General features: G+C 51.8%; 26 protein-coding genes. 13 read left to right on the forward strand and 13 right to left on the reverse strand.

Annotation, left to right across the window (positions count from 1 at the left end):
• Positions 1-134: 134 nt before the first annotated feature.
• Complete coding sequence (gene mmsB, locus ACO0LN_RS23345; protein ID WP_422977968.1) at positions 135-1,034, forward strand: 3-hydroxyisobutyrate dehydrogenase; 900 nt, start codon at positions 135-137, stop codon at positions 1,032-1,034.
• A gap of 913 nt (positions 1,035-1,947) precedes the next feature.
• Entirely contained in the window at positions 1,948-2,490 is a 543-nt protein-coding gene (locus ACO0LN_RS23350) for a hypothetical protein (RefSeq protein WP_422977970.1), read from the forward strand.
• Positions 2,491-2,549: 59 nt separating this feature from the next.
• On the opposite strand, the gene ACO0LN_RS23355 is transcribed toward ACO0LN_RS23350, so the two are convergent.
• From ACO0LN_RS23355 to ACO0LN_RS23365, 3 genes are all read right to left on the reverse strand, one after another.
• Positions 2,550-5,288: a PAS domain-containing protein gene (locus ACO0LN_RS23355; protein WP_422977972.1), complete on the reverse strand. Its 2,739-nt coding sequence runs from the start codon at positions 5,286-5,288 to the stop codon at positions 2,550-2,552.
• 211 nt (positions 5,289-5,499) lie between these two features.
• Entirely contained in the window at positions 5,500-6,423 is a 924-nt protein-coding gene (locus ACO0LN_RS23360) for a hypothetical protein (RefSeq protein WP_422977974.1), read from the reverse strand.
• Positions 6,416-7,381, reverse strand: coding sequence for a hypothetical protein (locus ACO0LN_RS23365; protein ID WP_422977976.1), 966 nt, complete (start codon positions 7,379-7,381; stop codon positions 6,416-6,418). The genes ACO0LN_RS23360 and ACO0LN_RS23365 overlap by 8 nt, the downstream gene beginning before the upstream one ends.
• Before the next feature lie 82 nt (positions 7,382-7,463).
• Here ACO0LN_RS23365 and ACO0LN_RS23370 point away from each other — a divergent pair, with 82 nt between their 5' ends.
• The 3 genes from ACO0LN_RS23370 to ACO0LN_RS23380 are packed head-to-tail and all read left to right on the forward strand — an operon-like array spanning position 7,464 to position 8,802.
• Positions 7,464-8,243 carry a metallophosphoesterase gene (locus tag ACO0LN_RS23370; RefSeq protein WP_422977978.1) on the forward strand — a complete coding sequence of 260 codons (780 nt, stop codon included), beginning with the start codon at positions 7,464-7,466 and terminating at the stop codon, positions 8,241-8,243.
• A gap of 13 nt (positions 8,244-8,256) precedes the next feature.
• Positions 8,257-8,544 carry a hypothetical protein gene (locus tag ACO0LN_RS23375; protein ID WP_422977980.1) on the forward strand — a complete coding sequence of 96 codons (288 nt, stop codon included), beginning with the start codon at positions 8,257-8,259 and terminating at the stop codon, positions 8,542-8,544.
• 33 nt (positions 8,545-8,577) lie between these two features.
• On the forward strand, positions 8,578-8,802 hold the full coding sequence (locus ACO0LN_RS23380; RefSeq protein ID WP_422977982.1) for a DUF6434 domain-containing protein: 225 nt from the start codon (positions 8,578-8,580) through the stop codon (positions 8,800-8,802).
• 86 nt (positions 8,803-8,888) lie between these two features.
• Here the strand turns inward: ACO0LN_RS23380 and ACO0LN_RS23385 are convergent, their stop codons facing one another.
• A complete protein-coding gene (locus ACO0LN_RS23385) occupies positions 8,889-10,388 on the reverse strand; it encodes a DUF4214 domain-containing protein (RefSeq protein WP_422977984.1) in 1,500 nt (499 codons plus the stop codon).
• Positions 10,389-10,756: 368 nt separating this feature from the next.
• Between ACO0LN_RS23385 and ACO0LN_RS23390 the strand changes: the two genes are divergently transcribed.
• The gene (locus tag ACO0LN_RS23390) at positions 10,757-11,065 is read left to right on the forward strand and encodes a hypothetical protein (RefSeq protein WP_422977985.1); all 309 of its coding nucleotides are present in this window, start codon (positions 10,757-10,759) and stop codon (positions 11,063-11,065) included.
• Between the two features lie 230 nt (positions 11,066-11,295).
• Here the strand turns inward: ACO0LN_RS23390 and ACO0LN_RS23395 are convergent, their stop codons facing one another.
• The 6 genes from ACO0LN_RS23395 to ACO0LN_RS23420 form a co-directional block, all read right to left on the reverse strand.
• Complete coding sequence (locus tag ACO0LN_RS23395) at positions 11,296-11,631, reverse strand: hypothetical protein (protein ID WP_422977987.1); 336 nt, start codon at positions 11,629-11,631, stop codon at positions 11,296-11,298.
• A 183-nt stretch (positions 11,632-11,814) separates the two neighbouring features.
• Complete coding sequence (locus tag ACO0LN_RS23400; protein WP_422977989.1) at positions 11,815-12,270, reverse strand: chromate resistance protein ChrB domain-containing protein; 456 nt, start codon at positions 12,268-12,270, stop codon at positions 11,815-11,817.
• Between the two features lie 28 nt (positions 12,271-12,298).
• Complete coding sequence (locus ACO0LN_RS23405; RefSeq protein ID WP_422977991.1) at positions 12,299-12,655, reverse strand: rhodanese-like domain-containing protein; 357 nt, start codon at positions 12,653-12,655, stop codon at positions 12,299-12,301.
• Positions 12,656-12,666: 11 nt separating this feature from the next.
• Complete coding sequence (locus tag ACO0LN_RS23410) at positions 12,667-13,875, reverse strand: chromate transporter (RefSeq protein ID WP_422977993.1); 1,209 nt, start codon at positions 13,873-13,875, stop codon at positions 12,667-12,669.
• A 12-nt stretch (positions 13,876-13,887) separates the two neighbouring features.
• Entirely contained in the window at positions 13,888-14,874 is a 987-nt protein-coding gene (locus tag ACO0LN_RS23415; RefSeq protein WP_422977995.1) for a chromate resistance protein ChrB domain-containing protein, read from the reverse strand.
• A 169-nt stretch (positions 14,875-15,043) separates the two neighbouring features.
• The gene (locus ACO0LN_RS23420) at positions 15,044-15,976 is read right to left on the reverse strand and encodes a LysR substrate-binding domain-containing protein (RefSeq protein WP_422977997.1); all 933 of its coding nucleotides are present in this window, start codon (positions 15,974-15,976) and stop codon (positions 15,044-15,046) included.
• Between the two features lie 149 nt (positions 15,977-16,125).
• Here ACO0LN_RS23420 and ACO0LN_RS23425 point away from each other — a divergent pair, with 149 nt between their 5' ends.
• The 3 genes from ACO0LN_RS23425 to ACO0LN_RS23435 all read left to right on the forward strand — a co-directional run bounded on the left by ACO0LN_RS23425 (position 16,126) and on the right by ACO0LN_RS23435 (position 18,403).
• The gene (locus ACO0LN_RS23425; protein WP_422977999.1) at positions 16,126-16,521 is read left to right on the forward strand and encodes a RidA family protein; all 396 of its coding nucleotides are present in this window, start codon (positions 16,126-16,128) and stop codon (positions 16,519-16,521) included.
• Between the two features lies 1 nt (position 16,522).
• Positions 16,523-17,665, forward strand: a complete 1,143-nt coding sequence (locus tag ACO0LN_RS23430; RefSeq protein WP_422978001.1) for an NADH:flavin oxidoreductase — start codon at positions 16,523-16,525, stop codon at positions 17,663-17,665.
• Positions 17,666-17,893: 228 nt separating this feature from the next.
• Positions 17,894-18,403: an HAD family hydrolase gene (locus ACO0LN_RS23435; protein ID WP_422978003.1), complete on the forward strand. Its 510-nt coding sequence runs from the start codon at positions 17,894-17,896 to the stop codon at positions 18,401-18,403.
• A 35-nt stretch (positions 18,404-18,438) separates the two neighbouring features.
• Here the strand turns inward: ACO0LN_RS23435 and ACO0LN_RS23440 are convergent, their stop codons facing one another.
• Together ACO0LN_RS23440 and ACO0LN_RS23445 are read right to left on the reverse strand one after the other, a co-directional pair.
• Positions 18,439-19,239, reverse strand: a complete 801-nt coding sequence (locus ACO0LN_RS23440; protein ID WP_422978005.1) for a substrate-binding periplasmic protein — start codon at positions 19,237-19,239, stop codon at positions 18,439-18,441.
• The gene (locus ACO0LN_RS23445) at positions 19,236-20,864 is read right to left on the reverse strand and encodes a methyl-accepting chemotaxis protein (RefSeq protein WP_422978007.1); all 1,629 of its coding nucleotides are present in this window, start codon (positions 20,862-20,864) and stop codon (positions 19,236-19,238) included. The genes ACO0LN_RS23440 and ACO0LN_RS23445 overlap by 4 nt, the downstream gene beginning before the upstream one ends.
• A 294-nt stretch (positions 20,865-21,158) precedes the next feature.
• On the opposite strand from ACO0LN_RS23445, the gene ACO0LN_RS23450 reads away from it, so the two are divergent.
• From ACO0LN_RS23450 to ACO0LN_RS23465, 4 genes are all read left to right on the forward strand, one after another.
• A complete protein-coding gene (locus ACO0LN_RS23450) occupies positions 21,159-21,701 on the forward strand; it encodes an O-acetyl-ADP-ribose deacetylase (RefSeq protein ID WP_422978037.1) in 543 nt (180 codons plus the stop codon).
• On the forward strand, positions 21,698-22,120 hold the full coding sequence (locus ACO0LN_RS23455; RefSeq protein ID WP_422978009.1) for a lysozyme inhibitor LprI family protein: 423 nt from the start codon (positions 21,698-21,700) through the stop codon (positions 22,118-22,120). Before ACO0LN_RS23450 ends, ACO0LN_RS23455 begins: the two co-directional genes overlap by 4 nt.
• Before the next feature lie 140 nt (positions 22,121-22,260).
• Entirely contained in the window at positions 22,261-22,653 is a 393-nt protein-coding gene (locus ACO0LN_RS23460) for a hypothetical protein (RefSeq protein ID WP_422978011.1), read from the forward strand.
• A 509-nt stretch (positions 22,654-23,162) separates the two neighbouring features.
• Positions 23,163-23,969 (forward strand): alpha/beta fold hydrolase, encoded by an 807-nt coding sequence (locus ACO0LN_RS23465; RefSeq protein WP_422978013.1) that lies wholly within the window; start codon positions 23,163-23,165, stop codon positions 23,967-23,969.
• Positions 23,970-24,074: 105 nt separating this feature from the next.
• Here the strand turns inward: ACO0LN_RS23465 and ACO0LN_RS23470 are convergent, their stop codons facing one another.
• Positions 24,075-26,036 (reverse strand): methyl-accepting chemotaxis protein, encoded by a 1,962-nt coding sequence (locus ACO0LN_RS23470; protein WP_422978015.1) that lies wholly within the window; start codon positions 26,034-26,036, stop codon positions 24,075-24,077.
• Between the last annotated feature and the right edge of the window lie 295 nt (positions 26,037-26,331).

Here is a 26,331-nt window from a genome sequence, read left to right on the forward strand (position 1 = left end):
GGTTGATAATGAGTGCATTCAATTTGCATAAGAAACCCATCCCCACCCTACCCCTCCCCTTGAAGGGGAGGGAACAAATATTGACCAAAAATCCGCCACCTATCATTTGCGGAATTAAAAAAAGGAGATAAACCATGTCAAACCAATCCAAAATCGCCTTCATCGGCCTCGGCAACATGGGCGCACCCATGGCCCTTAATCTGCTCAAAGCAGGCTACCCACTCACCGTCTTCGACCTCTCCCCCACTGCACTCAAAACACTGAGTGACGCGGGCGCTCTTGCCGCAGGCAACGCCAGACAAGCCATAGAAGGTGCAGACATCGTCATCAGCATGCTGCCCGCCAGCCACCATGTAGAAAGCCTCTATCTCGGCGACGAAGGTATACTCGCCCACATCGCCAATGGCGCACTGATCATAGACTGCAGCACCATCGCCCCGCAATCTGCCAAAAAAGTCGCGCAAGCCGCAGCCGCACGCGGGCTGGCATTGGTCGATGCCCCGGTCTCAGGCGGCACAGCAGGCGCAGCCGCAGGCACGCTGACCTTTATCGTCGGCGGCAGCACAGACGACCTCGAACGCGCCCGTCCAGTGCTGAACGCCATGGGCAAGAATATCTTTCACGCAGGTGAACACGGTGCCGGGCAAACTGCCAAAATCTGCAACAACATGCTGCTGGGTATACTCATGGCAGGCACGGCAGAAGCACTGGCACTGGGCGTGGCGAACGGCCTTGATCCCAAAGTCCTGTCCGACATCATGAGCAAAAGTTCAGGCCGCAACTGGGCGCTGGAACTGTACAACCCCTACCCCGGCGTCATGGAAAATGCACCCGCATCACGCGGCTACACCGGCGGCTTTGGGGTAGATCTGATGCTCAAGGACCTGGGCCTGGCAACCGAGGCAGCACTGGGTACAAATTCCAGCATTCCGCTGGGTGAAGCTGTGCGCAACCTGTATGGCATTCATAGCAAGGCAGGGGCTGGTGGCAAGGATTTTTCCAGCATACTTGAGCTGCTTCAAAAGAAAGTATAGACATACTGGTACGCACGCAATGCCTATCACCAGTCAGAGTGATGGGCATGCCTTCTTTCACATGACCACTCATGTCCCCAATTGACTGGCAGACCCGGGCGCTGACAAATGAAGTCAGATCGGCCAGATTAACAGTGACGACACACTCCCGTCATCCACACACAAATTCAAAACGTCCGACAACATTGGTACACCAGCAGTCTTATGCAGACAGCAAGCTGAGCACATCCATAACATAAAATCGCGCACGACATTATCAGAAAATATTAATTATTATTTATACATGTCTGAAATATATTTTTAACATTTTTTGACACTTATCATGATTTTCATTTATGCTAATTATCAGTGCACGGAAACTAAGTGCTTTATGAGAAATTGCCACATATAAATGAAGATACCGGTTGAATTGCAGCAAGCCGTAAATAAGGTGATCCATGAATAAATACGGCCCACTGCTCCGACCTGAAGTTACAGCATCATCGTGGCTATCGATGGCTTCAGCCGTACTGGTGCCGCCACGTTTCATGCCTTAAAGACGATTCTTTCCCTGCTCAAGACTACCGTAGTAGTCACTTTTGTTGATGTCCACCGCACCATGCTAACTTAATATGGAAAAAACCAAGGTGCTGTTGGTAATAAAATTTAACTACCTGATTTCTTTCGTATTTGATTTTCCCGAGCGTGATTTTTAATTTTCACAATCAACGAAAATCAGACTCTTATGTGACCTTATTTCGAGTCGCCTCCTAGTTACACTTAGCTACCTAAAAAAATGCCATCTTTTTTTAAAATCAAAATTTTGCAAAAAAATTAAATAAAGGCAGCATGTATTTGTCTTGTTGTTGCCGCACACTCTTCTACCTTAGGGGCAGGGACCGTATCAGAAAATCGGTACGTTCTTGAGGGACGGTTGACGACAGAAGGGTTACAAAAGTTTCAGGATGCATTAAAAGAGAACCCTGATATCAAGGAACTGGAATTGATCAATTCCAAAGGTAGCGCTGATAACGCTGGCCCGATTGTTTTTGGCTTTATCCGGGCAATTGATCGATTAAAAATCAAGACTTTCGCACGCGGCAGGTGTTTTTCTTCTTGTGCGGTCGTATTCTTGATGGGTTATGAACGTACTCTCTTACCCGGTACCGCCAATGATCCGACAACGTTGGGGTTGCACGCTGCGAGAGACAATACCAATGATGAACTCATGTCACGATTAACGAACATGGTGAATGAAAAAATTACGGAACGCAGCGACGGTAAGATTTCCAAAGCTCTTTTGGACACGATGTACCAGGCTAAAAATAAATACGGCGGCCTTTACATTGCCAGAAAAGTCAAACCCGGGCTTTCCAATGTCCATTTTTGGACAGGTGATCCGAATGATGATTTTGCACCTGTAGGGCATTACACTCTGGATCAGCTTGGTATTCAGTATGGCGAGGATGCTCCCTAAAAGTATGTCAGGCGGCAGAGAAAACTATTTTTAGTAAAAACAATAAATGACGCCGCACTCTATTCCAGCTGCAACACCTTGAAATTATTCCTTCCCGCCTTCTTGGCCAGGTACAAAGCCTCATCCGCCTTCTTCAGCATCTCACTGGCGCTGGAATGATGTTCTGATGAAATCGCCACACCTATGCTGGTGGTTACCATCAGGGGTTTGCCTTCTATGTCAAAAGGGGTGGTCATGGCTTGCACGATTTTGCTGGCGACCATGTCGGCTTCGCTGTGCATGTTCAGGCCTTCAAGTACGATGACGAATTCATCGCCTGCCAGACGGCCTGCAAGATCAGTCTGGCGTATGCAGTGCTTGAGACGGCTGGCAAATTCCTGCAAGACCAGGTCACCTGCATGGTGGCCCAGGCTGTCGTTGATGCTCTTGAATTTATCGACATCCAGGAACATCATCGCCATCAAACGGCCTGTGCGTTGTGAGCGGGCGCTGGCTTGCTCCATTCTCTCATTGATCTGGTTGCGATTCGGCAGGCCGGTCAGGGTGTCAAACCTGGCCAGGGCGAGCAATTGCCGCTCCACAGCCTTGGCGTCGCTGATATCGTTGATGAGACTATTGACACCGACCACTTTGCCACTGTCATCATATTGTGGAACATAGGTGGCATGGTAATGGCCGGTCTTGCCTGCGACGCTGATCTCGGTTTCAAATTCGGTTTTTTCACCTGCCATGGCGAGTTTGTAATGCACATGATGCTCTTGCTGCATGGTGCCCGACAACAGCGATAACACCGGCTGGCAGCGTATCTCGGACAAGGGCAGATTGAACCAGGTTTCATACGGGCGGTTCACGAACTGATAGCGGTTTTCACTATCGATGAGGCTGACAAAGGCCGGTATATTGTCGGCAATGGTGCGCAATAAGCCTTCGCTGGCAGCGAGTCTGAGTTCTGCCTCCTTGCGTGCCGTGATATCGATGACCATGGAATAATATCCCAGGGTTGCTCCCTCGGCATTGGTATCGGGCACGTATTCATACTGCAAAAATCGTTTGATATCGCGCTCGGACGCATAGCGTTCAAACGAAACTCTCTCACCATGCAAGGCGCGCTGTATCCTGTCTTTCAAATCAAGATACGATTGTTCGCCAAACACTTCACGCACGGTTTTCCCTAACAGATGTGCGGGTTCCAGGCCGGGTATCTGGCCATAATTGCGGTTGCAGAACTGGTAGCGTTCGCTGGCATCGACATAGGCTATCATCGCCGGCACGTTGTCGGTGATGGTGCGTACACGTTTTTCACTGCGGGTCAGATCATCCTGCACACGCTTGAATTCGGTGACGTCTTCTACCAGTACAAAAAAACCATCGACCTGGCCGGACTTGTTAAAGTCTGGCACATAGGTCACCCTGTCCCACTCCCAATAACCATAACGCTCGACGCGGCGTTCAAAGCAAGTCCATTCCCCATTCAAGACCTGGGTGACATAAGGTTTGGTATGACGATAAAATTCCGGCGTAGAAATCTGCTTGATGGTCTTGCCTATCGCCTGTTGCGCAGTCAGACCAAACAAGTGCTCTATGCGCTTATTGACGAAGGTATATTGCTCGCGGTAATCGACATAAGCGATAAAGGCTGACATATTGTCTGCAATCAGACGCAATTTCTTTTCACTGGCACTGAGGGCTGCCTCGGCATCCCTGCGTTTGATCATGGCATCATCAAAAGCCTTGGCCAGGTCGCCTATCTCGTCTCTGGGGTATTCATGACTGGCCTGCGTCACCAGTAAATTGGTCTCGGCATTATTGACCTTCTCGCGCAATTTTTGCAAAGGTGCGAGTTGCCAGTACATGAACCACCAGACCAGCAGCAGCAAACTCAGCAGCAAGGCCAGACTAAGCAAGACAGCTTCACGCCTCACTTTGGCGACGATACTGAAGGCCTCATTGGTGGGATAGACGCCTGCGACCAGCCAGCCTACCGATTTCATGCGTCGATAACTCAGTATGGCTTCATCTTTGGTGTTGTCATTGGTGGTCAGGCTACCTTCCAGTGCATTGAAGGCTGTTTCAGGTAGCTGGTTTTTGTCTGGTGATTCACGGCTGTTTTTTAATATCTTCCTGTGGTCAGGGTGAGTGACAAAGACACCCTCGGTGGTCTGCACGTAAAAATAGCCTTGTTCGCCAATTTTTGCTGTCGCCAGGTCAGCCAGAAAGCTGTCCTGCGTTAGCTCTATGGTGCCCACCAGTACCAGCAGCATCTTGCCACTGGGGTCAAAGACAGGCACGCACACCACGACCAAAGGCCGTCCGGACAGGCCACTTTTCAAAGGGTTCGATATGGTGATCTTTTTTTGTTTGATCGCCCTTTGAAAATAGTCGCGGCTGCTGATATTGAGCTGCCCTTTGGTGCCGGGGTTGTCCATGTTGGCCAGGATGTCACCGTGCAAATCAAACACGGCCAGATTATCAAACAAGCCATCAAGACTGTGATAACGCTCGATAAAGCTCTGGACGTTCTGCTCACTGATGTCACCTGATCCCAGGTCACTGGCCAGACGGATCAGGGCATTTTTTCTGAGTTCTATCTTGTGGTCAATTTCATTGCCCAGATTGGCGATCAAGCTGGATTGCCTGGCGACGATGAGCTTTTCCAGTGCGCTTTCAAATACGGACGAAGCCAGCGCGTACAGCAAACTCAGGGAGAGGACAAAGAAAATCGCCACCGCCACGGTCAGGCGGGTTTTCAAGGTGATATCGCGGATACGGAATATACGAAATAGCGGGGCTGATGACATATTATTCGGCAATCAAAGAGCAATCACGATGATCTTAGCACCCGCCTGTACAAGGGCAACATATTTTCAGGCTTACACTGGCTGGCAGATTGCAAATCTATGTGCCATGCCAGTCTTGCCCCAGTGGCAAGCTCAGTTCAGCCAGGGGACAGCGATGTAAAAACGCGACAATCACTGCCCGGAAGTGGCCGTCCACCAGAAAAATGCTACATCAGGAAAACCGGCCCAGACTGTCATCCGTCAAGATAACTGCGTTGCCCATGTCCATAATCAGGGCAGATTGGTCCAGCTGGCGGTCTGACACGCAAATCGGCACATCATTGGCACCCGGCTGATCGTCACAGTCAGGTGCCAGTGGTCTGTCAGTGGCAGTATCATTGTTGGTATCACTGTGGGTACCAGTGCTGGTATCGACGTGACCATAGTAAGCATTGTCGGTATAGCTGACCGTACCCAGGTAAATCCAGGCACGGTTATCGTCATAACTATAGTTACTGGTCATATCACTGGCAGGGTAATCATTTTCAGCCGCTGGCCCTGGTGCCCCCCCTCTGACGCGACGCGCGGCCAGTTCACGGGTCTGCATGGCCAGTTGGTGTATCTGGCGCTGCATGGCTGGTGGGATATCACCACTGAGGCCGCGCAATTCTTCCAGCGCCTGCAACAGGTCCAGGTCGCCGTAGTACAACTGTTCCAGGTTTTGTATCAGCCCCTTGACGGCCATCACCTGCTCATCAAGCGCATCAAAGTAGCTGCCTTGTTGGTGGTTGAGGAAAAAAGCCAGGCGGGTCTTTAAAATGATCATGGCATTGTCGCTGCCAGAACGGCTGAACAGGCCCAATATCTTGCGGTTTTCCCGGAAGGTCTCGCGCACCAGATCATCGACAAAGCCAGGGAAATGCTGTTCCAGCGCCAACAGTGCTGCCGATGAAAAATCCGGCAACACGCGCTCCACCTGCCCTTCCAGCGCCTGCTTGCGCGCGGCCCGTTGCTGCTCCAGCAAAGCGCTTTGCGCCGCGATCTGCTCTTTGGTGGCCTGGGTGGATAGCTTCAGACCCGCGATGGCGACATCAATATCTGACAGGGCAGTATCCAGCAAGGCTGCATAATCATAGCTGAGGTCGTCATTAGACATAATTTTCTTTCACGGTAAGGGACTGGCTTTGTAGCTGGGATTGTTCGCCATCTTCACGGCGGGACTGGAAATAATCAATGAAATACTGGCGCAGGCGCGGCTTGCGCATATCGGCATGCCACTCCAGCGGCCGTCCTGGCTGTTGCTGCAAATCCGTCCAGGGATTAAACCCCAGGTCGGTGATCTCATGCATGCGCAGGAAATAGCGACGGTGCTGTGCCTCGCCATGCCACAGGTGGCGGATTTCACCAGCCACCACACCCAGCCTGCCCTGCACCTGTTCATAAAAGCGCTGGCCCCAGGCTTGCAGATGCTGTATCTGTGCACGGTCATGCTTCAAGGCATTCTGTATGCAAAAGTTATAGTCGCCATAAATCGCATGCGCCATGAAATGATCTGCACTGCCAGAAATCGCCGCCTCATACAGACCCACGCTGTCAAAAAGACTGCGTCGCATGGCCCAGCCATAGCCAGTGTGTCCATGGATATCATAACGCCCTGCATGCAGGGTAGCAGGTTGCGCCTGCATGACGGCAGCAAAAGAGCGGACGCGGTCAGGCACAGCCCCCTCACCACCATCCTGCTCCAGGCGCAGGCAGCTTTCCCACACTTGCGCGACCGGGAATTGCTGCAACACCGACACCAACTCGCTTGCCCAGTTTTTATTTTCAAACACGATATCGCAATCCAGCCAGGCCACATAGCGGCAAGTGGCAGGCAACCAGGATGCCGCCAGATTCAGCAGCCTTTCCTTTTGCCACAGCAAGGTAGCTGAACGCAGTTGCAAGACATCCAGCGCCGCAGGCAATTCAAAGGGCGCATCGCCAAATGCACATTCGACAGTAATACAAGTCACTCCAGCCGCCCTCATGCCCTGCATGAAGACATCATAATTCTGCCTGCGCGAGGTATAGCGGCAGGGATTGAAGTAAGTGGTGAGGATGACTAGTTCAGACATGATGTGATAATAAATGGGCCTGGCAAATGCAATGACGGCTCACTTGTTATAATGCAAAATCAATACTATACGCTAGGCACTCATGCGCATACAAATCCTGTCTGACCTGCACCTTGAAGCCTGGGGTGATACCGCACCTCTTATTGCCCCTGCCATCAGCCAGCCTGATGTGGTGGTGCTGGCTGGCGATATCCACAGCGGCAGCAAGGCAGTGAACTGGGCAGCACAACAGTTTGCCGGCATCCCTGTGCTGTATGTACATGGCAATCATGAAGCCTATGGCAAAAATCTCGAAGACATGCAGGCCGACGTTGCCCGCGCCTGCGAGGCTAGTGACAATGTACATTTCCTTAATGCCCGTGAATACCACATAGGCGACATACGCTTTCTCGGTGCAACGCTATGGACAGATTTTTGCCTGTTTGGCGAAGAACAGCGACCCTATGCGATGACCGAGGCGGCCGACCTGATGCCCGATTATCAGCGCATCACCCTGGCCGAACAAGGCTACCGCAAACTGGAAGCAGCGGACACCGCACTCATCCATGCGAGACAAAAATCCTGGCTTAATCAACGTCTCAATACCAGCTTTGAAGGCCGCACTGTCGTCGTCAGCCACATGGCACCATCGATACAGTCGGTAGCGCCGCGCTATGCGGATGATTTACTGTCCGCCGCCTTTGCTTCTGAACTCGACATGCTGGCGCAAAAAGCTGATCTTTGGATACATGGCCACATGCATGATAGCTTTGATTATCACCTGGGGAAATGCCGCGTCATCTGTAACCCTTGCGGCTATCCCCTGCACAATGGCAGGATGGAGAATGCGCATTTTGATCCGCATCTGGTTGTGAGCTTATGACATGTCTGCGCAAATGAAAAAAACCGGCATCCCCCTGGTCGCCCTATTGCTTTATGTGTCAGGCCTGTGCTGTTTCATACTGCCTGTGGTTTTTCCTGCTTTGCAGATTGATGGCGGCTTTGGATACATGCTAGTTCTATACTGCATTTGCGGCATCATTTTTTTACTTGCCGGTTTCATCTTTCACTCCTGGGTCAAGTCACGTAATGCCGCAGCTCACACACAATTACTTGAAGGTGTAGAAAAGAATACGGTTCCCCATCGGCTGGGAGAAGGCAATGAGTGGAATCAACAGGATTGATGAGAATTTGAATACTACGGAAAGGACTAAACCATGAAAACAGACTGGCATAGCCTCGACATCTCACGCACCACTGTCGTCGATAAAGACTACAAGAACACGCAAAACGTCAGGCGTTTTTTAAGTGCGGAATGCGGTGCAGAATGCAAGCTAGACCGCAACTTCATGGCCTGGATCATCAATGGTGAGCCCAAGACCATGGGGGATGTGGCAGATGAGTGGCAAAGACTTTACGCTGACAGTGTAAAGCCAGCTTGATCATTTTCCAGCCTGTCTTGCCGCGCCAGGAGTACAAAACAGGAGTACAAAACAGGCCGAAAATCAATCATCTCAGAGCAAACAACTCAACCCAGCCACAGCTTGAACTCTATGCCATTTTGTATCGTGCCTATGACCTGCGCCTGGTTCTCGGTACTTTCACAGAAGCTTGCCAGTGCACCGGCGGCCGTGATCTGGCCTTTGCTTAACTGATTATTCCAGTAATCAAAACCAGCCTGGTCTGGTGCGCGGTGCAAGACATTCTGGTAGAAATTCGTGATCAGTGTCGTGGTCGATGGGTTGGCACCATACAGCTTCTGGAATTCAGCCGACTGGAAAAAACCTGCCGCCACCGTCGTCAGGCTAGAACCCTTGTCCATGTCCTTGATCCAGTAACCCAGGCCTTCAAGGTCGGGCTTGCGGCCAAATGCTGCCTGGTACAGTCGATAAGCCTGGCCTGCCGTTCCATTGATGTCGAGCGCGATGCTCTTGTCAGAAAACTGCAGGCGTTCGACATTGAACAGACTGTCGATGTCACCATTCGATTTGACGCGCAACTGAAAAGCCGAGCCAACCGGGGTAATTGCAAAATTGCTGGCATTGCCAGCCATGATGACGGTATCCATGCCAGTGCCGCCATCGATATTATGGTTGCCCGTGCCAACATTGATGGCATCATTGCCGCTGCCGGCATTGACGTGCAAACGGCCACCGCCACCATTGACGGTGATCAGGTCGGCACCTGCGCCTGAGGCGATCAGGTAATCAGAATACATGACGCCAGGCAAATCAACACTGATGACATCTGCACCGGCAAACAAAGACTCATCAGCCAGCAGTTTTTCATCGATCTGTTGATTGGCTGAAAGTGACACGGAAACGCCAGTGATGCGGTTGTAGCTGCCGTCATAGTATTCAGTGACTGAAGAACTCATCACACCGCTGACGCTGGACTTGCTCAAGCCCTGTGCCACGGTGTTGCTGTTGGATGAAAGATTGAAATTGCCTTCCACAATAGTCGATGCAATGTACTTGTCGGCAGTTGCCGTCACCTTGCTGATGCTACCTACATTATTACCATTGATGTCGCCACGGATAGCGCCCTTGACAGTGATATAGACATTCCCTGTCACCGGATCATAGCTGGGACTATACGCAGGCAATAAGGTAGAAAACGACAAATCATTCAGCAGAACACTAGTCGGTGTAATGGAGACAGAATTGGCACCATTGATCGTGGTATTGGCGTAGTTGAAATTGAACTGACCACCTTCAACAATCGACATTACCCCGCTGTAATACAAGCTCAACTTTGTCGCTGATGCTTTGCCCGCTGCGGCATAAGGGTCTTCAAGTACCAATCCTGTGTAAGTCATGCTGGCACCGTCAGGGAAGGAAAACCTCGCCTGATCGCCGCCAAAATCGAGTGCAGAATAATACGCATGATCCCTGGCCCACTGCGCACCCAGTTTAGGGAAAACATCAAACAAAGTCCCCAGGCTGCCATTGGTAGGAGGTGACTTGATCAATTGCTGGTAATTAGCGTTAACCATGTTTTGAGACAGTTTGATATTAATGTTTGCCATAAATGAAATTTATCTGAATGTGGGAACTGGTTCACTACCTCAGGCTGCAGCATGCACATGGCTGCCAGGCAGATGAAACGGATGTCTTGCTTGAATGCATGTATGACATGCAAAGAATTTCACGGTGATTGTAACATTTTGTCTCAATTTGAATATGACAATGCTATTTCCTCAATTTTGCTCACGGATAATACCCCTATGCCAAGCAGGGCATATATTTTTCTTATGACTGTCACACTGATTTTCATAGCAAAATTAATTGCAATTTAAATAATGATCATTTATATTTTCAGAATAACAATTTAGAAAATATATTTTCAATCTTCATTTGGTCTTGAAGCCCTGAATGACAATTTCCTGGAGTAGGCATGAAACAACTGCGCGTACTGTCGATCTTACTGGTGATGTTCAACCTGGCTGCCTGCGACAGAGGCTGGTCTGGCCAGCGCTATGAGCTGGTGGCGGCATCCGACGGCAAGGTCTATAGAATCGACTCGCAATCCGGCACCGTTCACTATGTCACGGCCGAGAAAATGCAGGCCCTCAATGATGGCCTGCCCACTCTGCATGTGGGTGAGTATTACCAAATGGGAGATGCCGATGGCAACAGCAAATACCTGAAGTATCTGGGAAATGGGCAATTTGAAAAAAGCCCGGCGTCCAGCCAGGTAAAGTGAAGGCCTGTTATTGCTGTATCACTAGTGGACTGTAACAGTGTAATCGAGAGTGAAGGACATGTGCCCGGCGCATCAGGGCAAGGCAAGCGTGGAACAAATGAACACAGCGATAGCGGGGCTATCGCGAGTATTTGCAACGCAGCCATGATCGTTGCGCACATGGCAGGCACTCCGATTTTCACTGTTACAGTCCACTAGGGGGACAAATCAAGGACTATGCCCGTCAATAATCAGGACTTACGCAGCATTGCGCTACATGCTTCAAACATGCTTATGCATGTTGGAAGCAAGACCAAAGCTGCCCCGATTATCCCTGACAGTAAAATACAGAATCCAATGAATTTCTTTTGCTCGCTTGTATTTGGTTCTTTCAAGCGGTTCACACCGACGACGATCAATGCACAGGAAATTGCAAGCACCGGCCATAAAAATAAGGTCAAAACGTACAAAAAACTTGCGCCGTCCACTGTTCTCAAAGGTGAGATTTGAGTCAATATAACCATTGCCTGCAGAATAATTGCCGCTACAAGTTGAAACGGCCAATGGGCCAACTTTTTATGTTCCATGTATGCTTTCTATGGGGGACCTTACTCAACTTTGTCGCACTGTGGCCCAAGGCAGATGTCAGCGTGCGAACTAATTCGCAACATCACTTCATAGTTTGCTGCAAGACCTGCAACTAAGCTGCGCCTGACTTAGAGAGCACATTATGGCGTTAAGTTCTCCCAATGCGCTAACCAATGAAATTATCACTCCATTACCGGTGGCCATTGATGTGCTTCTGCCTGGCAGTGCCGGCACCACGCATACAGCGCGTCATACATGACCATGCCATGTCTTAGCATGATGTGGTCATCTGCAAAGGTTTTTGACAAGCCCAGCGACAAGGCATACAGGCCTGCCGATTGCGCCGTCAAATCCAGCTTGCCGGTGTCTGCGCCACGGACGATGGTCGCCAGGGTTTGCAAGGCAGGATCGGCCAGTGCATATTTCTTCAGGAAAGCATCAAAACTGCACAAGTCACCGACGTGACTTAATTCCACGCCGGGAATATCGTACGGTATGGCAGCGGTTTCTCTGGCGATGCGCAAGACATCGGTATCAGGCACATATAAGAATTCTGCTTCACTGTCGATGAAATTCACGATCAGCCAGGGGCAGGCAATGCGGTCTATCTTGGGTCGTTCACGGGTGATCCATTGCATGATTGTTCTCCCACGATGATGACAAGACTTAGCCTGCCCGTCTGGCCAGCATGCCGCCAGCCTGTTTATAGGCTTCCAGCCCACCTTCGAGGTATCGTGCTGCGATACCCGCTTCATTAAGAGCGCTGGCGCAGTTAATGCCGACTTCATGTCCCTTGATGCAATACACGACGACATTCTGTTGTTGCGTCAGCGCTGGTGCCCAGTTAGTCACCTGCTCAGGGTCCAGCCAGACTGCCCCGACAACTTGCAAGCTGTCAGCTTCAAAGGCCGGACGCCTGCGTACATCAATGACTGCGGGCGGATTGGCACTGCTTAATTCACGCATGAATTCTGCAACACTGACAATTTGCGTTGTTAGTTCTGTTTGTTCAGTTTGTTTCATTTCCAACTCCTCTAAGGGTGAAGCAAGGGGTAAATGAGCAGGCCCAGAACCGCTGCAGCCGCAACGATGACGGGTTCCTGTAACTTCTTGAACTTCCACAACAGGAAGATACTGACCAGGGCAATCACTGCCGTCGGTACATCCAGTATTGAGCGCCTGGCAATGACCAGCACAGAACCTGCAATCGCGCCTATCGCTGCCGCCGTGATGCCATCGACAAAAGCAATCACACCTGGCAACTTGCCATATTTTTTAAAGTAAGGTGCCGGGATGACAGTGAACAGATAGCAGGGCAAAAAGGTAGCCAGCGCCGCCACTGTTGCCCCCGGCAAACCCGCCACCAGATAGCCGATAAAACCCACCGTGATGACTACCGGCCCAGGCGTGATCATGGCAACTGCAACGGCATCGACAAACTGCTTGTCCGTCAGCCAGTGATGCTCAGTAACGACACCGCCATACAGGAAAGGAACAATCGCCAGGCCAGAACCAAATACAAAGGCACCGGCCTTGGCAAAGAAGATGGCAATCTGTGTTAACAGCGAGGCGTCCTGCGTAGCCAGCATGATGCCTATGACGGGCAATTGCAGCAGCGTCAGGCCTGGCAATTTGCTGCCACCCAGCCATGCTGGTGGTGCACGCAACAGCCAGACCAGTACGCCAGCAGCGATAAACAGCCAGGCAATTTCTGTCTCGGTGATAAAGGTCAGTGCTGCCAGCAAGAGATAGATGGCCCATAGCAGCTTGTCCTTGCCTATGCTTTTTTGCGTGAGCTTCTTGGTGCTCATGACGATGATGCCAACCACCGCAGCACCGACACCATAAAACACAGCCTGCATCCAGGCCAGGCCGCCATAACTGACATAAGCCCAGCCCAGCAACACCACCATCATGAAGGAAGGCAGCACAAAGGCAATGCCAGCCAGCGTCGCGCCCCAGATGCGGTAATGCACATAGCCCATATAGATGCCTAGCTGAGCAGCCAGCGGGCCCGGGGCCAGTTGCGCCAGTGCCAGGCCTTCCTTGTAGTCTGCTGGCGAAATCCAGCCGCGCCGCTCAACCAGGTCACGTTGCATATAGCCGACCAGCGCCACCGGGCCACCAAAGCCCAGTGCGCCCAGACGCAGCATGTAGAGCACCATTTGCCACAGCGTATAAGCGGGGGCGGTATCTGGTACATCTGGCACAGTTTGATTTGAATCAGGCAGGCTCTGGCTCATCGCAATGACCTCTTATGTTGTACTTGGCTGCACTACAGAAAAATGCTGGTAAAGCCCATCCAGTACCACGCTTATTTTGTCCAGCAAGTCATCATCGTCACTGGCGTTTTGCCGTGTACCGGCCAGCATGGCTTCAAAACCACTGGCCTCAGGCACATAGCCATTGCCAATATCGAGTACATGCACCATGGCCCCCAATCTTTGCAAGCCACGGTCAGCTTCCAGACCAAAACTGGCCAGCAAGACCTCAAAGCTGACACGGTCACCGACATGGGTAAACGCTGCACCATCAAAGTCAAAACCCAGCGCATCTGGTGGGCAATCCTTGACCGACTCCAGCCAGACAAAGCGCGCCTGTCTGTCGATGAAGCGGCGTATCAGCCAGGCGCAAGCCACCCTGTCCACCCACAGATGCTGGCGGGTAGCCCAGCTGCGCCCCTGATAATCATCAATGGCCAGCGCCTTGATTGCCGTTTGCACTGCCTGGGGTTCACCGACCGATAGCAGGCCCTCTGCCGCCTGCATGAAATCCATCCAGGCAGCTTCGACCGTATTGCTGCCATCACCAGGGAAGTAATCTATGCTTTTGAAAGCTTCATATTCACGCCGCATCTTGCGCAAAAGCTTGGTAATTTCCTGTGGTTTCAAATTGCCCAGGCCGGGACGTGCATCCGCCAGAGTCTGCAGCCAGGTAGCATATTCACCACTACGGTCAAACAAGGCCTGGAAGGCCAGGTTTTCATCCTCAGTCTGGGCCCAGACATGCAATAGCCAGGCACTGCCACCTTCACGCAAGGTTTCTTCAGACAAATCCTGCAGTGCCTGTTGCTCCAACTCACCAAAAGGTAAAAGATAAGCCCCATCGCGAAGGGAGCCGCAACCCAGGGCCTTGAGATTGCGCCAGATACGCATGCGCCCGGTTGCACTGTTCGTGGGCAGGCTCAGCACCAGCAATAGCCAGCGGGCAGACGGATCAGCATTGATAGTTTGCGTTTTCATGAAACACATACTACACAATAATAAGAGTTATTACAAATTTTGTAGAGATAACTACTTATTAAATTATTCCTGGATGATCAAAGCATAATGTTAGAAGAACTCATAGTATAAAAAAACAATAGGCCAGGTTTTCCACCGCTGCTTTGTGACTCCAAAGACGTAACTCACCTCATGAATGGGCAGAATTATCGTCTTCGTCGGGTAGCCTGGAAGCCGTTTTCGATACGTGTAACTGGCTGCGTAGCCATGCTAATGCAGATTCGACATGCGGCCCGGGTACATGACCAGCACTCCGGATTAAATGATAGGTATGCCCTGGTATGCCTGGACCAAATGGCTGCACCAGACGCCCGGCCGCGATGTCGTCAGTCAACAGATCAAGGCTCAATAAGGCGATACCCTGACCAGCCAGTGCAGCCTGGATTGCATGGCCCTCGTCCGAAAAAACAAGCTGGCCACGACGCGCCTTCCAGGGCAGGCCTGCTGCCGCAAACCAGTTCTTCCAGGTAGGGTTGAGTGGATGATCATGGGTCCATTTGAAATCAATAAACGGTAGCTGGTTCAGGTCTACCTGCCTTATTGGCCCAAGCAAGGGGCTGCAAACCGGAGCGAAACTATCGGTCAACAGCGGCTCAGCGACCATGCCTGGATATGGCCCCCGCCCATAGCGTATCGCTATATCGGCAAGCTCCGTTCCAAGGTCGATTGCCTGGTCGGACGCGTGCAGCTCAAGGTCTATTTCCGGATACAGCTTTTGGAAACCCGTCACCCGCGGCGCTAACCAGTGCGCCATGAATGCATTAGTCGTAGAAATGATGACGCGGCGGCGCGTCTGTGGTTTCCCCAGGTGCTGCAGAGTCATCTCGAAAGCATTGAAACCATCACGCAGCACTGGATACAACTCCAAGCCGGCATCCGTCAAGACCACTTTGCGTACCTGCCGGTCGAACAGGCACAGACCAGTGTACTCCTCAAGAAGTCGAATCTGATGGCTGATTGCAGTCGCTGTAACAGCCAATTCATTGGCAGCCTGCTTGAAGCTGCCGTGGCGGGCTGCCGCTTCAAACGCCCGAAGTGCTGAGAGTGATGGGAGTCGCCGCATTGTAACTATAGAAATAAATAGCAGATGAGAATAACTCATGTTATGACTGACAACATAGCGTTTGTCAATGCAAAGGCGCAGGTCTATCTTCTCGCTGCGGCCCTGACAAGCCGGAAATTTTTTCACTAACTCCATGAAAGGAGCACATCATGCTCGAACGCGTCATGACCCAACCAGACAACTACGAACCCTACCTGCTTTCTCAGGCAATCAAATTTGGCAACCTGCTCTTCGTCTCTGGCCAGGCCGGTGCAGGTGACGATGGCAAGATCGTCGCCGGTGGCTTTCGTGCCCAGGGCGAGCAAGCCTTCGCCAACCTCAGGCGCGCACTGGAAGCTGGTGGTTCTGGCCTTGCAGACGTCATCAAGGTCACTATCTTCGTGACTGATATGGCTAACTTCAAAGATGTCGTGGAACTGCGTCGTCAATTTTTCACAGCACCCTATCCCGCGGATACCATCGCTGAAATCAAGGCCCTGTACGATCCCGCGGCCATGATAGAGATTGAGGCCATTGCCGCGATACGTCCTCGTGCCGGGAGCTAACATGAATGCCACCACGACACCTGATACTCATCAGCACGACTGTCTTTTCCAGCCGTTTTCCATAGGCCGCATGACACTTAAAAATCGCCTGGCAGTAGCACCCATGACGCGCATCAGCGCAAGCGATAACGGCTGCGCGACTGAGCAGATGGCGCGCTATTACAGCGCCTTCGCCAAGGGAGGTTTTGGGCTGCTCATCACTGAGGGTATTTATACGGACAAGGCTTACTCGCAAGGCTACTGGAATCAGCCAGGGCTGTCTGACCATCAGCAGCGCGATGCCTGGGCCAAAGTAGTTGAAGCTGTCCATCAAGATGGGGGACGCATGGTTGCCCAGTTGATGCATGCGGGCGCGCTCTCACAGGGAAACCCTTACCGCAGCGATACCTTGGGCCCGTCTGCGGTGAGGCCCAAAGGACAGCAGATGACGTTCTACCGGGGCAAGGGTGAGTACTCAATACCACGTGCAATGCTTGACGACGAAATCACGGAAGCGATCAATGGTTTCGCCGCTGCGGCGGTGTGCGCAAAACAAGCTGGCTTCGACGGTGTAGAAATCCACGGGGCAAACGGATACCTGCTTGACCAATTCCTTAGCGAAGGCATAAACCTGCGCAACGACCGCTATGGTGGTGACATAGAGCGCCGCCTGCGCCTCATCATAGAGGTCGTGCAGGCGGTACGCACTGCGGTTGGCTCTGAGTTCACGCTCGGCCTGCGCATATCCCAGGGCAAGGTCAACGATTTCACACACAAGTGGCGCAATGCAGAAACCGACGCTGCACTCATCTTCAGTGCGCTGGCCAATCTACCTATTGATTATGTCCACACGACTGAATTTGAAGCATGGCAAAGTGCCTTCGGGAACGGCCCCTGCCTGGCCGCACTTGCCAGACAATATGCAGGCTTACCAGTGATCGCCAATGGATCACTGCATGATCCCACGCGCGCGACCGATTTGATTGTAAGCGGCCAGGCTGATGCAGTGTCGCTTGGACGTGGCGCATTGGCCCATGCTGACTGGCCAACGCGTGTGCATAACGGCGCATCATTCGATGAATTCGACCCCGGGATATTGTCGCCGATTGCCAACCTGGCCAATGAACACCGCCATCGTAAGGAACGCGCGCGCCCCTTACTTTAATTTGCACAATACCCCATTACTCAAACGAGCCTACAATACCTGCAACACCAGTTAAGTTTGAGATTTATTACATTTAAAAGCACAGTGGGTCAGCAAGCTCTCTTTAACTCTGATCCACTTTTCTGTGCAGGTAGAAATACAAAAAGCAAAGCCACCAACTATCATGGTGTGGCACTGACCATAGAAAACGGATGGTCGCAGCGTCGGCAAAAGGCGACATAAGAAATTATGAATTCGAATAAACAACGCCAGCTTATTATCTTCGATCTTGATGAAACCTTAGTCCATGCAAGCATGACTGATTTAGGTCAGCCTATGGCTTTTGCATTTCCACCCTACTTTGTTTATCAGCGGCCCTTTTTGGCAGAAATGCTGGAAGAACTGACGCCACATTACGACCTGGCAGTATGGTCATCGTCATCAAGGGAATATGTAGATGCTGTGGTCGCGCAAATCTTTGGAACTCGCTACCCAGTCAAGTTTGCCTGGTCGGTTGAGCGCTGCGTGCAGCGGGTGGACATCAAAAGCAACAGCTATGTGTACATCAAGGATTTGAGAAAAATCCAGGGTCAGGGATATACGCTGGACCAGATTACAATCGTGGATGATTCGCCAGAAAAAATCGCCAGACAGCCGAGAAACCATATTCTGATTGCACCTTATCTTGGTGACCCGAAAGACAGGGCCCTGCTGGACATCGTTGGGACATTCAAATTGAGAAGCGCAATTTGCGACTAATTGACTTATTTTTCTGCTTGATGAGCCGGTGAACGCTACTCCTGATAGCGCTCAAATATGCGCTTCAACTCCCCATTTCTCTCCAGCAAAACCAGGCTTGCACCTATCTTCCTGACCAGCTCAGGAGACATGGTTTTTGCCATGCCCATGTAGAATTTTTCTGTCAGTTGGGGTTTGCTCAAAAGCCGTATCTTGTCTTCCAGACCCGCCTGCCTGATTGCCAGGCCTATGCCGGGTGAACGGTGACAATAAAACCGCCCGCGTCCAGCCAGCAGTTTTTTCAGGTTGGAGACGGAAGAAGTTGCGGTGTCATCTATCTTCAAACCGCCCATTTGCGTGAGGATATCGACTATGCCAAAGCCGCGCAGTGTCAGGATGATGCCATCATTGCCCAGCTTGCGTATGTCGTCCCAATCCCCAACAGCGACGGTATCATCCGCCCTCACGGCCAGCAGATAATTGACAGAAAACAGTGGCGTCGCGGCAAACTGGTATTGCGAGGTATTACGCGCTATGCGCTGCACGCCGCAAATGACATCAATATTGCCCGTCTTCAAAGCAGCATCAATGCGGGCACGCGGTTGCCAGACCTGGTCACCAATAAAGCGCAACTCAGGGTCAACCTTCTCGATGGCGCGCAAGATATCCACACACATGCCACCTATCGCGATCTTGCTTTGCGGATTAAGGAGTGCAATATACTTGGGCTCGGATGCTTCCTGGGCAGCAGTACGAATCTCTGTAACAGCACAAGCGGGCAGCATGAGCATCAGGAACAGCAGTGTCAGTACGCCTTGCAATGCCCATAGAGGACGAAATTGCTCGGACTTGCTCATTGCCTATATGCCAGCCTCTTGTCTGATTTAACAGCGCCGCCAGATGTAGCTGCATAAATGCCAGAACTTGCATGCGTGAACTGTTGCTGCAACTTGAAGATACTGACCACATTCGACAAATTGCCCGCCTGGTCCTGCAAGCTTTTTGCGGCAGCGGCAGCTTCTTCGACCAGAGCTGCATTTTGCTGAGTCACGCCATCCATTTGTATGATGGCATTGTTGATCTGGTCTATGCCAGCAGACTGTTCTTTGCTGGCATCATTGATTTCATTCATGATGCTCGTCACTTTTGCGACACTATCGACGATCTCGGCCATAGTCGCACCAGCCTGATCGACGAGACGCGCACCTTCGCCCACTTTATCAACAGAATCAGAAATCAGGGCCTTGATTTCTTTCGCTGCACTGGCCGATCTTTGTGCCAGGTTGCGTACCTCTGACGCAACCACCGCAAAGCCCCTGCCCTGCTCGCCTGCACGGGCTGCTTCCACTGCCGCATTCAGGGCCAGGATATTGGTCTGAAATGCAATGCCATCAATGACGGCAATGATATCGACGATTTTATTCGAAGAATCACTGATGGCTCCCATCGTGGCCACGACTTGCGACACCACGGTGCCCCCCTTGACGGCAGCGTCAGATGCCGCATGCGCCAGTTGGTTCGCGTCACGCGCATTTTGTGAGTTCTGCTTCATGGTACTGGTCAGTTCTTCCATGGAAGACGCGGTTTCTTCCAGTGAACCTGCCTGGCTTTCGGTACGGGCTGACAAATCCATATTGCCATTGGCGATATCAGTCGATGCACCGACGATGGTATCGGTGCTGGTGCGTACTTCGCTGACGATATTTACCAGGCCATTGTTCATGTCTTTCAAAGCTTGCATGAGCCGCCCGGTTTCATCCTCCGATTTGACATCGATATTGGTGGTCAGGTCACCGTCAGCCACGCTGCGTGCAAAATTCAGTGCATGCTGCATGGGGCGGGTGATGCCTACGGTCAGGAACCACGCACAGACGCTGCCAAGAATAATGAAGAGGATGATCAATGCGCTGATCAGCATGGAGCTGCTCTTGGCGATCGCATCGACTTCCTGGCTCAGGTCATCAACATCCCGCTTCTGGAACTCGAGAAAATCGAGTTCACTCTTTTGATAAGCATCCGACACAGGCATGAATTTTTCAAACAACTTTGCCGCTTCATCTGCCTTGCCGTCTTTTTTCAGCTTGGTGATCTCGTCGCGCAGCGCAATATATTGCTTGCGCACGGCGATGATATTGTCGAGCAGCTTTTTCTCTTCAGGGAAGGCGATATGCTCTTCCATGTATTTTTGAATTTCGTTATTCCGTGCAGTAGATGCCTTGGCGTCAATGGCAAAATACTCTGCCAGCGACTCATCACTGCTCTTCACTATCGCCAGTGTGCGCTTGAGCCCGGCCACGGTAATCCGGTACCATTCTTCGGTCATGCGCTCTTTTTTCAGCGGTTCCTGCATCATGGAACGGGTGCTGTCAGCAACCTCATGCAAACGCCACAAACCTATCCCGGAAGAAACTGTCGCCAGCAACATAACCAAGCCAAAGCCGATGGCGAGACGTATCCCTATATTCAGATTCTGAATTTTCATTGCCTGTCTCCTGGATATTTTTTTATAGGGCACTGCAGAGCTGGAGTTGGCACCGGATATGGCCCGGCACAAACCCCGTCTTGCTTTTCACCTTTTAAAACTATATCTGGCGAAGCAAGAATTTAGTGTTTTGCTGCTTTCAATCATATAAGGCTATTGCTATTTTGCAAGTCAACGATTGCAAAATACCATGAAAACGATATAGCCCACTCTCTCTCATAGGGAAACAGCTTGAGACCGACAAAGCACTTTCATGCTATCTTGATACTTATCTTTGATTTCATCATTACTTCCATGCCACACATCCGCGCCATTCGTGCAGACATCACCAAGCTGCAAGTCGATGCCATCGTCAATGCCGCCAATTCTTCCCTGCTGGGCGGTGGTGGCGTTGATGGGGCAATACATAGAGCTGCCGGGCCTGAACTGGTACATGAATGCCGCCTGCTCGGTGGTTGCAAGACCGGAGAAGCAAAACTCACCAAGGGCTATCGTTTGCCCGCCAGTTTCATCATACACACCGTAGGCCCGGTGTGGCGCAACGGCACCAACGATGAAGCTGGCCTGCTGGCCTCTTGTTATTACAACGCCATGCGCATTGCAGCAGAAAAACAGCTCACCAGTGTCGCTTTCCCCAGCATCAGTACCGGTATTTACGGCTACCCCATAGAACAGGCTGCCCCTATTGCGGTAAGCTATGTGCGCTCAGCGCTGACAGACTACCCCTTGCTACAGGAAGTGATTTTCTGCTGCTTCTCGGATAGTGACCTCAAGATATATGAGGCCGTATTAGCTGAATCGGCCGAATCGGCTGAAACAGCAAACACGGCACCATGAAAATAATACTGACCACAACCAACAAGGCTGAACCCATGCGCTACCTCATCTGCTTGATTACCCTGGCCTGTGCCAGCCAGTTGGCCCTGGCACTGGATTGCAGCAAGGCATCCAATACGCTTGAGATCAATGAGTGCGCATCCATAGAGCAAAAGAAAGTGGAAGCAAAACTCAACGCCGTTTATCAGCGCGTGATGAAGTTCCTCGACAAACAGATTGCTGACGGCGATCTCGACAAGGCATCCAAGACCACGCTCATAGAAGCCCAGCGCGCCTGGCTCAAGTTCCGTGAAGCAGACTGCAGTGCCGTCTATCAGTACCACATTGCAGGCACCATACGTAATGTCATGCACATAGGCTGCATGCAAACCCATACCGAGCGGCGCATCAAGGATCTGGAAGAGTATGAAAAGAATTAAAACCTCTGCGCGTCAGTGTCGCCCTGCAACTCTGTGATGATTCGGTGATGAACAAGATTGACACGCCCACTGATATTGTTCGCTTAAGCAAAAAGAGACAGCGCAATGTCCAGGAACAAAACAGATTAAGCGAATATGGCTTGAGAACCACAGCCCGCTATTGGCGCGCACATGCACTTCCCAAGGCCTTGCATGATGCCGGGCTTGCCCACGGCATAGACTGGGGCAATAGCATCATCATTGATCTTGTCGCTGATTTGCCGTGGATGCGAGGCACAGTGATGGGCACAATATTGAGCCAGGAAGAAAAATTCATCGAGTTTGAAATTGAAACCAGCCAGCAACACCAGCTAATCAGTTCCATAGAAGCCTGGCTTGACGTGACTGCACAAACCAATATTAGCGAACACAATCGCGGCACAGGCAGGGGTGCTGGTGCAATGGCCCTGAAGATACGCAGGCAGCTATGCGCGCCTGCCGGGTCGCCACAGGCCGATAGCAGCACAACAGAATATGCTATCCCTGCTTTTTAGCGAGTACGTACACAGAGCAAAGACGCCCTGCAATCAACCTGAGGCCAAAAGCCAAGACGACCACCAGCAATAAAGGTTTGCCAGGCCCCCACAAAGCACCAGCCATGCCCAGGGACAATGCCGAAGCAAAGCCCATATCAATCTCACTGAAGCGACGCTCAAGCACTGCTTGACAGGATGGGCAGTCATAGCTCACCCGCCGGACCAGTTTATACCAGCTATGTCTGGTTAACACGGGAGGGGTCAACTGCAAGTCAGCGCGACATTGTGGGCAAAGATGGCGATTGAGCATATTTGAATTGGCTGCATGGCGCGTACCATGTATTTTGGGTTTGGCAGTCTCAGTTTACCTACGCTCCAACAATTATACATTCCCACTTTACCTTCCTGCTCGTGTATAGCAACAGCAACGCCCCCTTGCTGCTATCATCCAGAAAACAGGCTGAGCAATTCGATCACTAACCCGGTCAATTCTGCGTCAACACCTGGGACATGAAAGATCAGCAATAATGAGAGATGAAAAAATAAGATCAACTGAGCACAGAATAAAAACCGAAGCAGGCAGCCTGTATGCCTGTAGCTGGCAACCGACAAACACTGAGGACCATGATAACAAGCCGCCGGTTTTGCTACTGCATGATTCCCTCGGCTGCGTCGCTTTATGGCGTAGCTTTCCCGCCCTGCTGGCTGAGCACAGCAGCAGACAAGTTATCGCTTACGACAGGCTGGGCTTTGGACAATCTGATGCGCGTGACGATGTGCTGAGCCTAGATTTTATTGCGCAGGAAGCGGCGACTTCTTTGCCACTGCTGCAAACTCACTTTGGCTTTGAGCGCTTTGTGGTCATGGGACATAGCGTAGGCGGTGGCATGGCGGTGCATTTTGCAGCTCTTTACGCCGACATCTGCGATGCCCTGATCACCGAATCTGCACAGGCCCTGGTCGAAGACAAAACACGGGCTGGCCTTATCGAAGCGCAACAGCAGTTCCAGCAGCCAGGCGCATTAGATCGCCTGCGCCGCTACCACGGCGACAAGGCCGCATGGGTGCTCAATGCCTGGATCAATACCTGGCTGTCGCCCGCCTTCGCCAACTGGTCACTGCGCGATGTGCTGCCACAGGTAAGATGCCCTGCCCTGGTACTGCATGGTGAGCATGACGAATATGGTTCAAACCTGCACCCTGAACAGATAGCCTCACTGATAGCAGGCCCTGCACAACTGGAGATCATCGCTGGCGCGCACCATGTGCCGCACAGGGAACAGGAAGACTGGGTGATAAAAAGAGTCTGCCAGTTCCTTGCCAACTTAAGGTAAATGCAGCAGCGTGGCCGCAGCACTCAGCAATGCAGATTCTCATGCAGGTACTCAGCAAATATTCATGCATGAGTACCTGCTGCAACTACTACTCAACACCATCGACTAAAATTCATCCCACTCCTCATCTGGCTTACTCGCTGTCTTGGGTGCACCCACCCTTGGTGCTGGCTTAGTAACAGCAGTGACAGACCTGTTGGCGGGTTTTGGTCCAGTTGCGCCCCTTGATGAACTGGCCTGTGGTTTGCTGGTGGCTGCCTGGGCATCGTCGAGCTTGAACATGCTGATGATTTTCGACAGGTGTTCGGCCTGTTCCTGCAGGCTTTCGGCTGCAGCGGCGGCTTCTTCGACGAGGGCAGCGTTTTGCTGCGTCATTTCATCCATTTGGGTCACGGCGCGGTTGACCTCTTCTATGCCTGAGCTTTGTTCCTGGCTGGCGGCGGTGATCTCACTCATGATGTCGGCCACCTGCTTGACCGAGGTGACAATCTCGCCCATGGTCTGGCCTGCTTCATCGACCAGGCGTGCACCGGAATCAACCTTGCCTACTGAGTCATCGATAAGGGATTTGATTTCCTTCGCGGCAGTGGCTGAGCGTTGTGCCAGGTTGCGCACCTCGGATGCAACCACCGCAAAACCACGCCCCTGCTCGCCAGCACGCGCTGCTTCTACCGCTGCATTCAAAGCCAGGATATTGGTCTGGAAGGCGATGCCATCAATGACGCTGATGATATCAACTATCTTGCTGGAGCTGCCCTTGATCGACACCATGGTAGATACGACTTGCGAGACCACTTCACCGCCCTTGCCTGCCACATTGGCAGCAGACGCAGCAAGTTGATTGGCCTGGCGCGCATTGTCGGCATTTTGCCTGACGGTAGAGGTCAATTCTTCCATAGAAGAAGCAGTTTCTTCGAGTGAGCTGGCCTGGCTTTCAGTGCGGGCAGACAGGTCAGCATTGCCTGCGGCAATCTCGCCGGAGGCCAGCCTGACCGAGCCGCTGGTGGCACGTATGTCTATCAGCACTGCCGCGATCTTATCGACAAAGCGGTTGAAGGCCTCGCTGATCTGTGCCAGCTCGTCATTGCCATCGGCGGCCAGACGACGGGTCAGGTCACCTTCGCCAGTCGCAATGTCTGCCATGGCATCGCGCACCAGTTCAAGTTTCTTCAGGGCCTGGGCTACCAGTGCTGTCAATACCAGAGCGGCGAGGGCAACCACGATGATGGCGGTGACTGCCGAGGTAGTCAGCATGGCGCTCAGTGCCTGGGTAGCCTCTGCCCTGTCCAGCACAGTTGCCAGCAGCCAGTCGGTACCAGCGATTTTGGTGACGAACAGCATGCCCTCGCGCCCGTTCAGGTGCACGGTGCTACTGGTTTTGGACGCTTCAGTCGCACTCAGTACCTGGGTGGTCAGACTGGCATCGAGATCGCTGAGCGGTTTCAGCGTCAGTTTCTCATTCGGGTGGGCAATGATCTTGCCGCTGCCATCCAGCAAAAACGCAAAACTGGCAGGCGTAGGTTTGATCGAGCCTACATTGCTGGTCACTACGTCTAGCATGACATCGGCGGCGGCCACAGCGCTGATACTGCCCTTAGCGCCTATGGGGTCGGCAAAGGTCACCACCAGTTTGCCGGTGCTGGCGCCGATATAGGGCGCGGTAATGATGGGGCCGCCTGCTTCGCTGGCCTTGATATACCAGGGGCGTACGGTGGGGTCATAGTCGGCAGCGCGTTTGCGGTCTTGCGAGAATACCGCGTGCTTGTCTGCAAAACCGATATAGGCCATGTCAAACACACCGGCCTGCTCACCCGCCTTGAGTGCCCCCAGGGGTTCGGGCAATTCTGCCGCCAGCTTCAGCGAGGCGACTGCTGCCTGCTTGGATTTGACCCATTCAGTAATGGCTGTTGCATGGCTTTCAGACAGTTGCAGCAACTGGCTGTTGAGTGCATCCATGGTGCGCGAGCGCGTGGTAAAGAAATTTGCCACCACCATGGCCAGCATGGCAATAACTACGATGGATACACAAATGCTGATGAGTTTTCTGCGCAGCGACGAAAAAAACATACCGGTTCTCCAGTGATGACAAAAGGCGGAATATTCTGTAGCAACAGCTTTTGCAGCATAGCATTGATTTTGTCATGCAGTCATCTGACAAACCTGGCCTTCTGTTGTAGCCAGGCTGGAAATCATTTTTTCAGGAATCGTTTTTTTATTGCAACGACCATATCAGCCCACAAGTCTCACCATTTAGTTGCAAATTGACGACGTTGCCGACAATTAATATCATTAATATAAACACGTCACCTGAAATTGTTAAATATTTACACCCATGTTGTTTTACCTATGGGCGCATGCGCTT

Source organism: Undibacterium sp. TC9W (assembly GCF_049339865.1).
GTDB lineage: Bacteria > Pseudomonadota > Gammaproteobacteria > Burkholderiales > Burkholderiaceae_D > Undibacterium.

Coding starts and splice junctions, on each gene's coding strand:
- mmsB (WP_422977968.1), top strand. CDS start 135: ATGTCAAACCAATCCAAAATCGCCTTCATCGGCCTCGGCAACATGGGC.
- ACO0LN_RS23355 (WP_422977972.1), bottom strand. CDS start 5,288: ATGTCATCAGCCCCGCTATTTCGTATATTCCGTATCCGCGATATCACC.
- ACO0LN_RS23360 (WP_422977974.1), bottom strand. CDS start 6,423: ATGTCTAATGACGACCTCAGCTATGATTATGCAGCCTTGCTGGATACT.
- ACO0LN_RS23365 (WP_422977976.1), bottom strand. CDS start 7,381: ATGTCTGAACTAGTCATCCTCACCACTTACTTCAATCCCTGCCGCTAT.
- ACO0LN_RS23370 (WP_422977978.1), top strand. CDS start 7,464: ATGCGCATACAAATCCTGTCTGACCTGCACCTTGAAGCCTGGGGTGAT.
- ACO0LN_RS23375 (WP_422977980.1), top strand. CDS start 8,257: ATGAAAAAAACCGGCATCCCCCTGGTCGCCCTATTGCTTTATGTGTCA.
- ACO0LN_RS23380 (WP_422977982.1), top strand. CDS start 8,578: ATGAAAACAGACTGGCATAGCCTCGACATCTCACGCACCACTGTCGTC.
- ACO0LN_RS23385 (WP_422977984.1), bottom strand. CDS start 10,388: ATGGCAAACATTAATATCAAACTGTCTCAAAACATGGTTAACGCTAAT.
- ACO0LN_RS23390 (WP_422977985.1), top strand. CDS start 10,757: ATGAAACAACTGCGCGTACTGTCGATCTTACTGGTGATGTTCAACCTG.
- ACO0LN_RS23395 (WP_422977987.1), bottom strand. CDS start 11,631: ATGGAACATAAAAAGTTGGCCCATTGGCCGTTTCAACTTGTAGCGGCA.
- ACO0LN_RS23400 (WP_422977989.1), bottom strand. CDS start 12,270: ATGCAATGGATCACCCGTGAACGACCCAAGATAGACCGCATTGCCTGC.
- ACO0LN_RS23405 (WP_422977991.1), bottom strand. CDS start 12,655: ATGAAACAAACTGAACAAACAGAACTAACAACGCAAATTGTCAGTGTT.
- ACO0LN_RS23410 (WP_422977993.1), bottom strand. CDS start 13,875: ATGAGCCAGAGCCTGCCTGATTCAAATCAAACTGTGCCAGATGTACCA.
- ACO0LN_RS23415 (WP_422977995.1), bottom strand. CDS start 14,874: ATGAAAACGCAAACTATCAATGCTGATCCGTCTGCCCGCTGGCTATTG.
- ACO0LN_RS23420 (WP_422977997.1), bottom strand. CDS start 15,976: ATGCGGCGACTCCCATCACTCTCAGCACTTCGGGCGTTTGAAGCGGCA.
- ACO0LN_RS23425 (WP_422977999.1), top strand. CDS start 16,126: ATGCTCGAACGCGTCATGACCCAACCAGACAACTACGAACCCTACCTG.
- ACO0LN_RS23430 (WP_422978001.1), top strand. CDS start 16,523: ATGAATGCCACCACGACACCTGATACTCATCAGCACGACTGTCTTTTC.
- ACO0LN_RS23435 (WP_422978003.1), top strand. CDS start 17,894: ATGAATTCGAATAAACAACGCCAGCTTATTATCTTCGATCTTGATGAA.
- ACO0LN_RS23440 (WP_422978005.1), bottom strand. CDS start 19,239: ATGAGCAAGTCCGAGCAATTTCGTCCTCTATGGGCATTGCAAGGCGTA.
- ACO0LN_RS23445 (WP_422978007.1), bottom strand. CDS start 20,864: ATGAAAATTCAGAATCTGAATATAGGGATACGTCTCGCCATCGGCTTT.
- ACO0LN_RS23450 (WP_422978037.1), top strand. CDS start 21,159: ATGCCACACATCCGCGCCATTCGTGCAGACATCACCAAGCTGCAAGTC.
- ACO0LN_RS23455 (WP_422978009.1), top strand. CDS start 21,698: ATGAAAATAATACTGACCACAACCAACAAGGCTGAACCCATGCGCTAC.
- ACO0LN_RS23465 (WP_422978013.1), top strand. CDS start 23,163: ATGAGAGATGAAAAAATAAGATCAACTGAGCACAGAATAAAAACCGAA.
- ACO0LN_RS23470 (WP_422978015.1), bottom strand. CDS start 26,036: ATGTTTTTTTCGTCGCTGCGCAGAAAACTCATCAGCATTTGTGTATCC.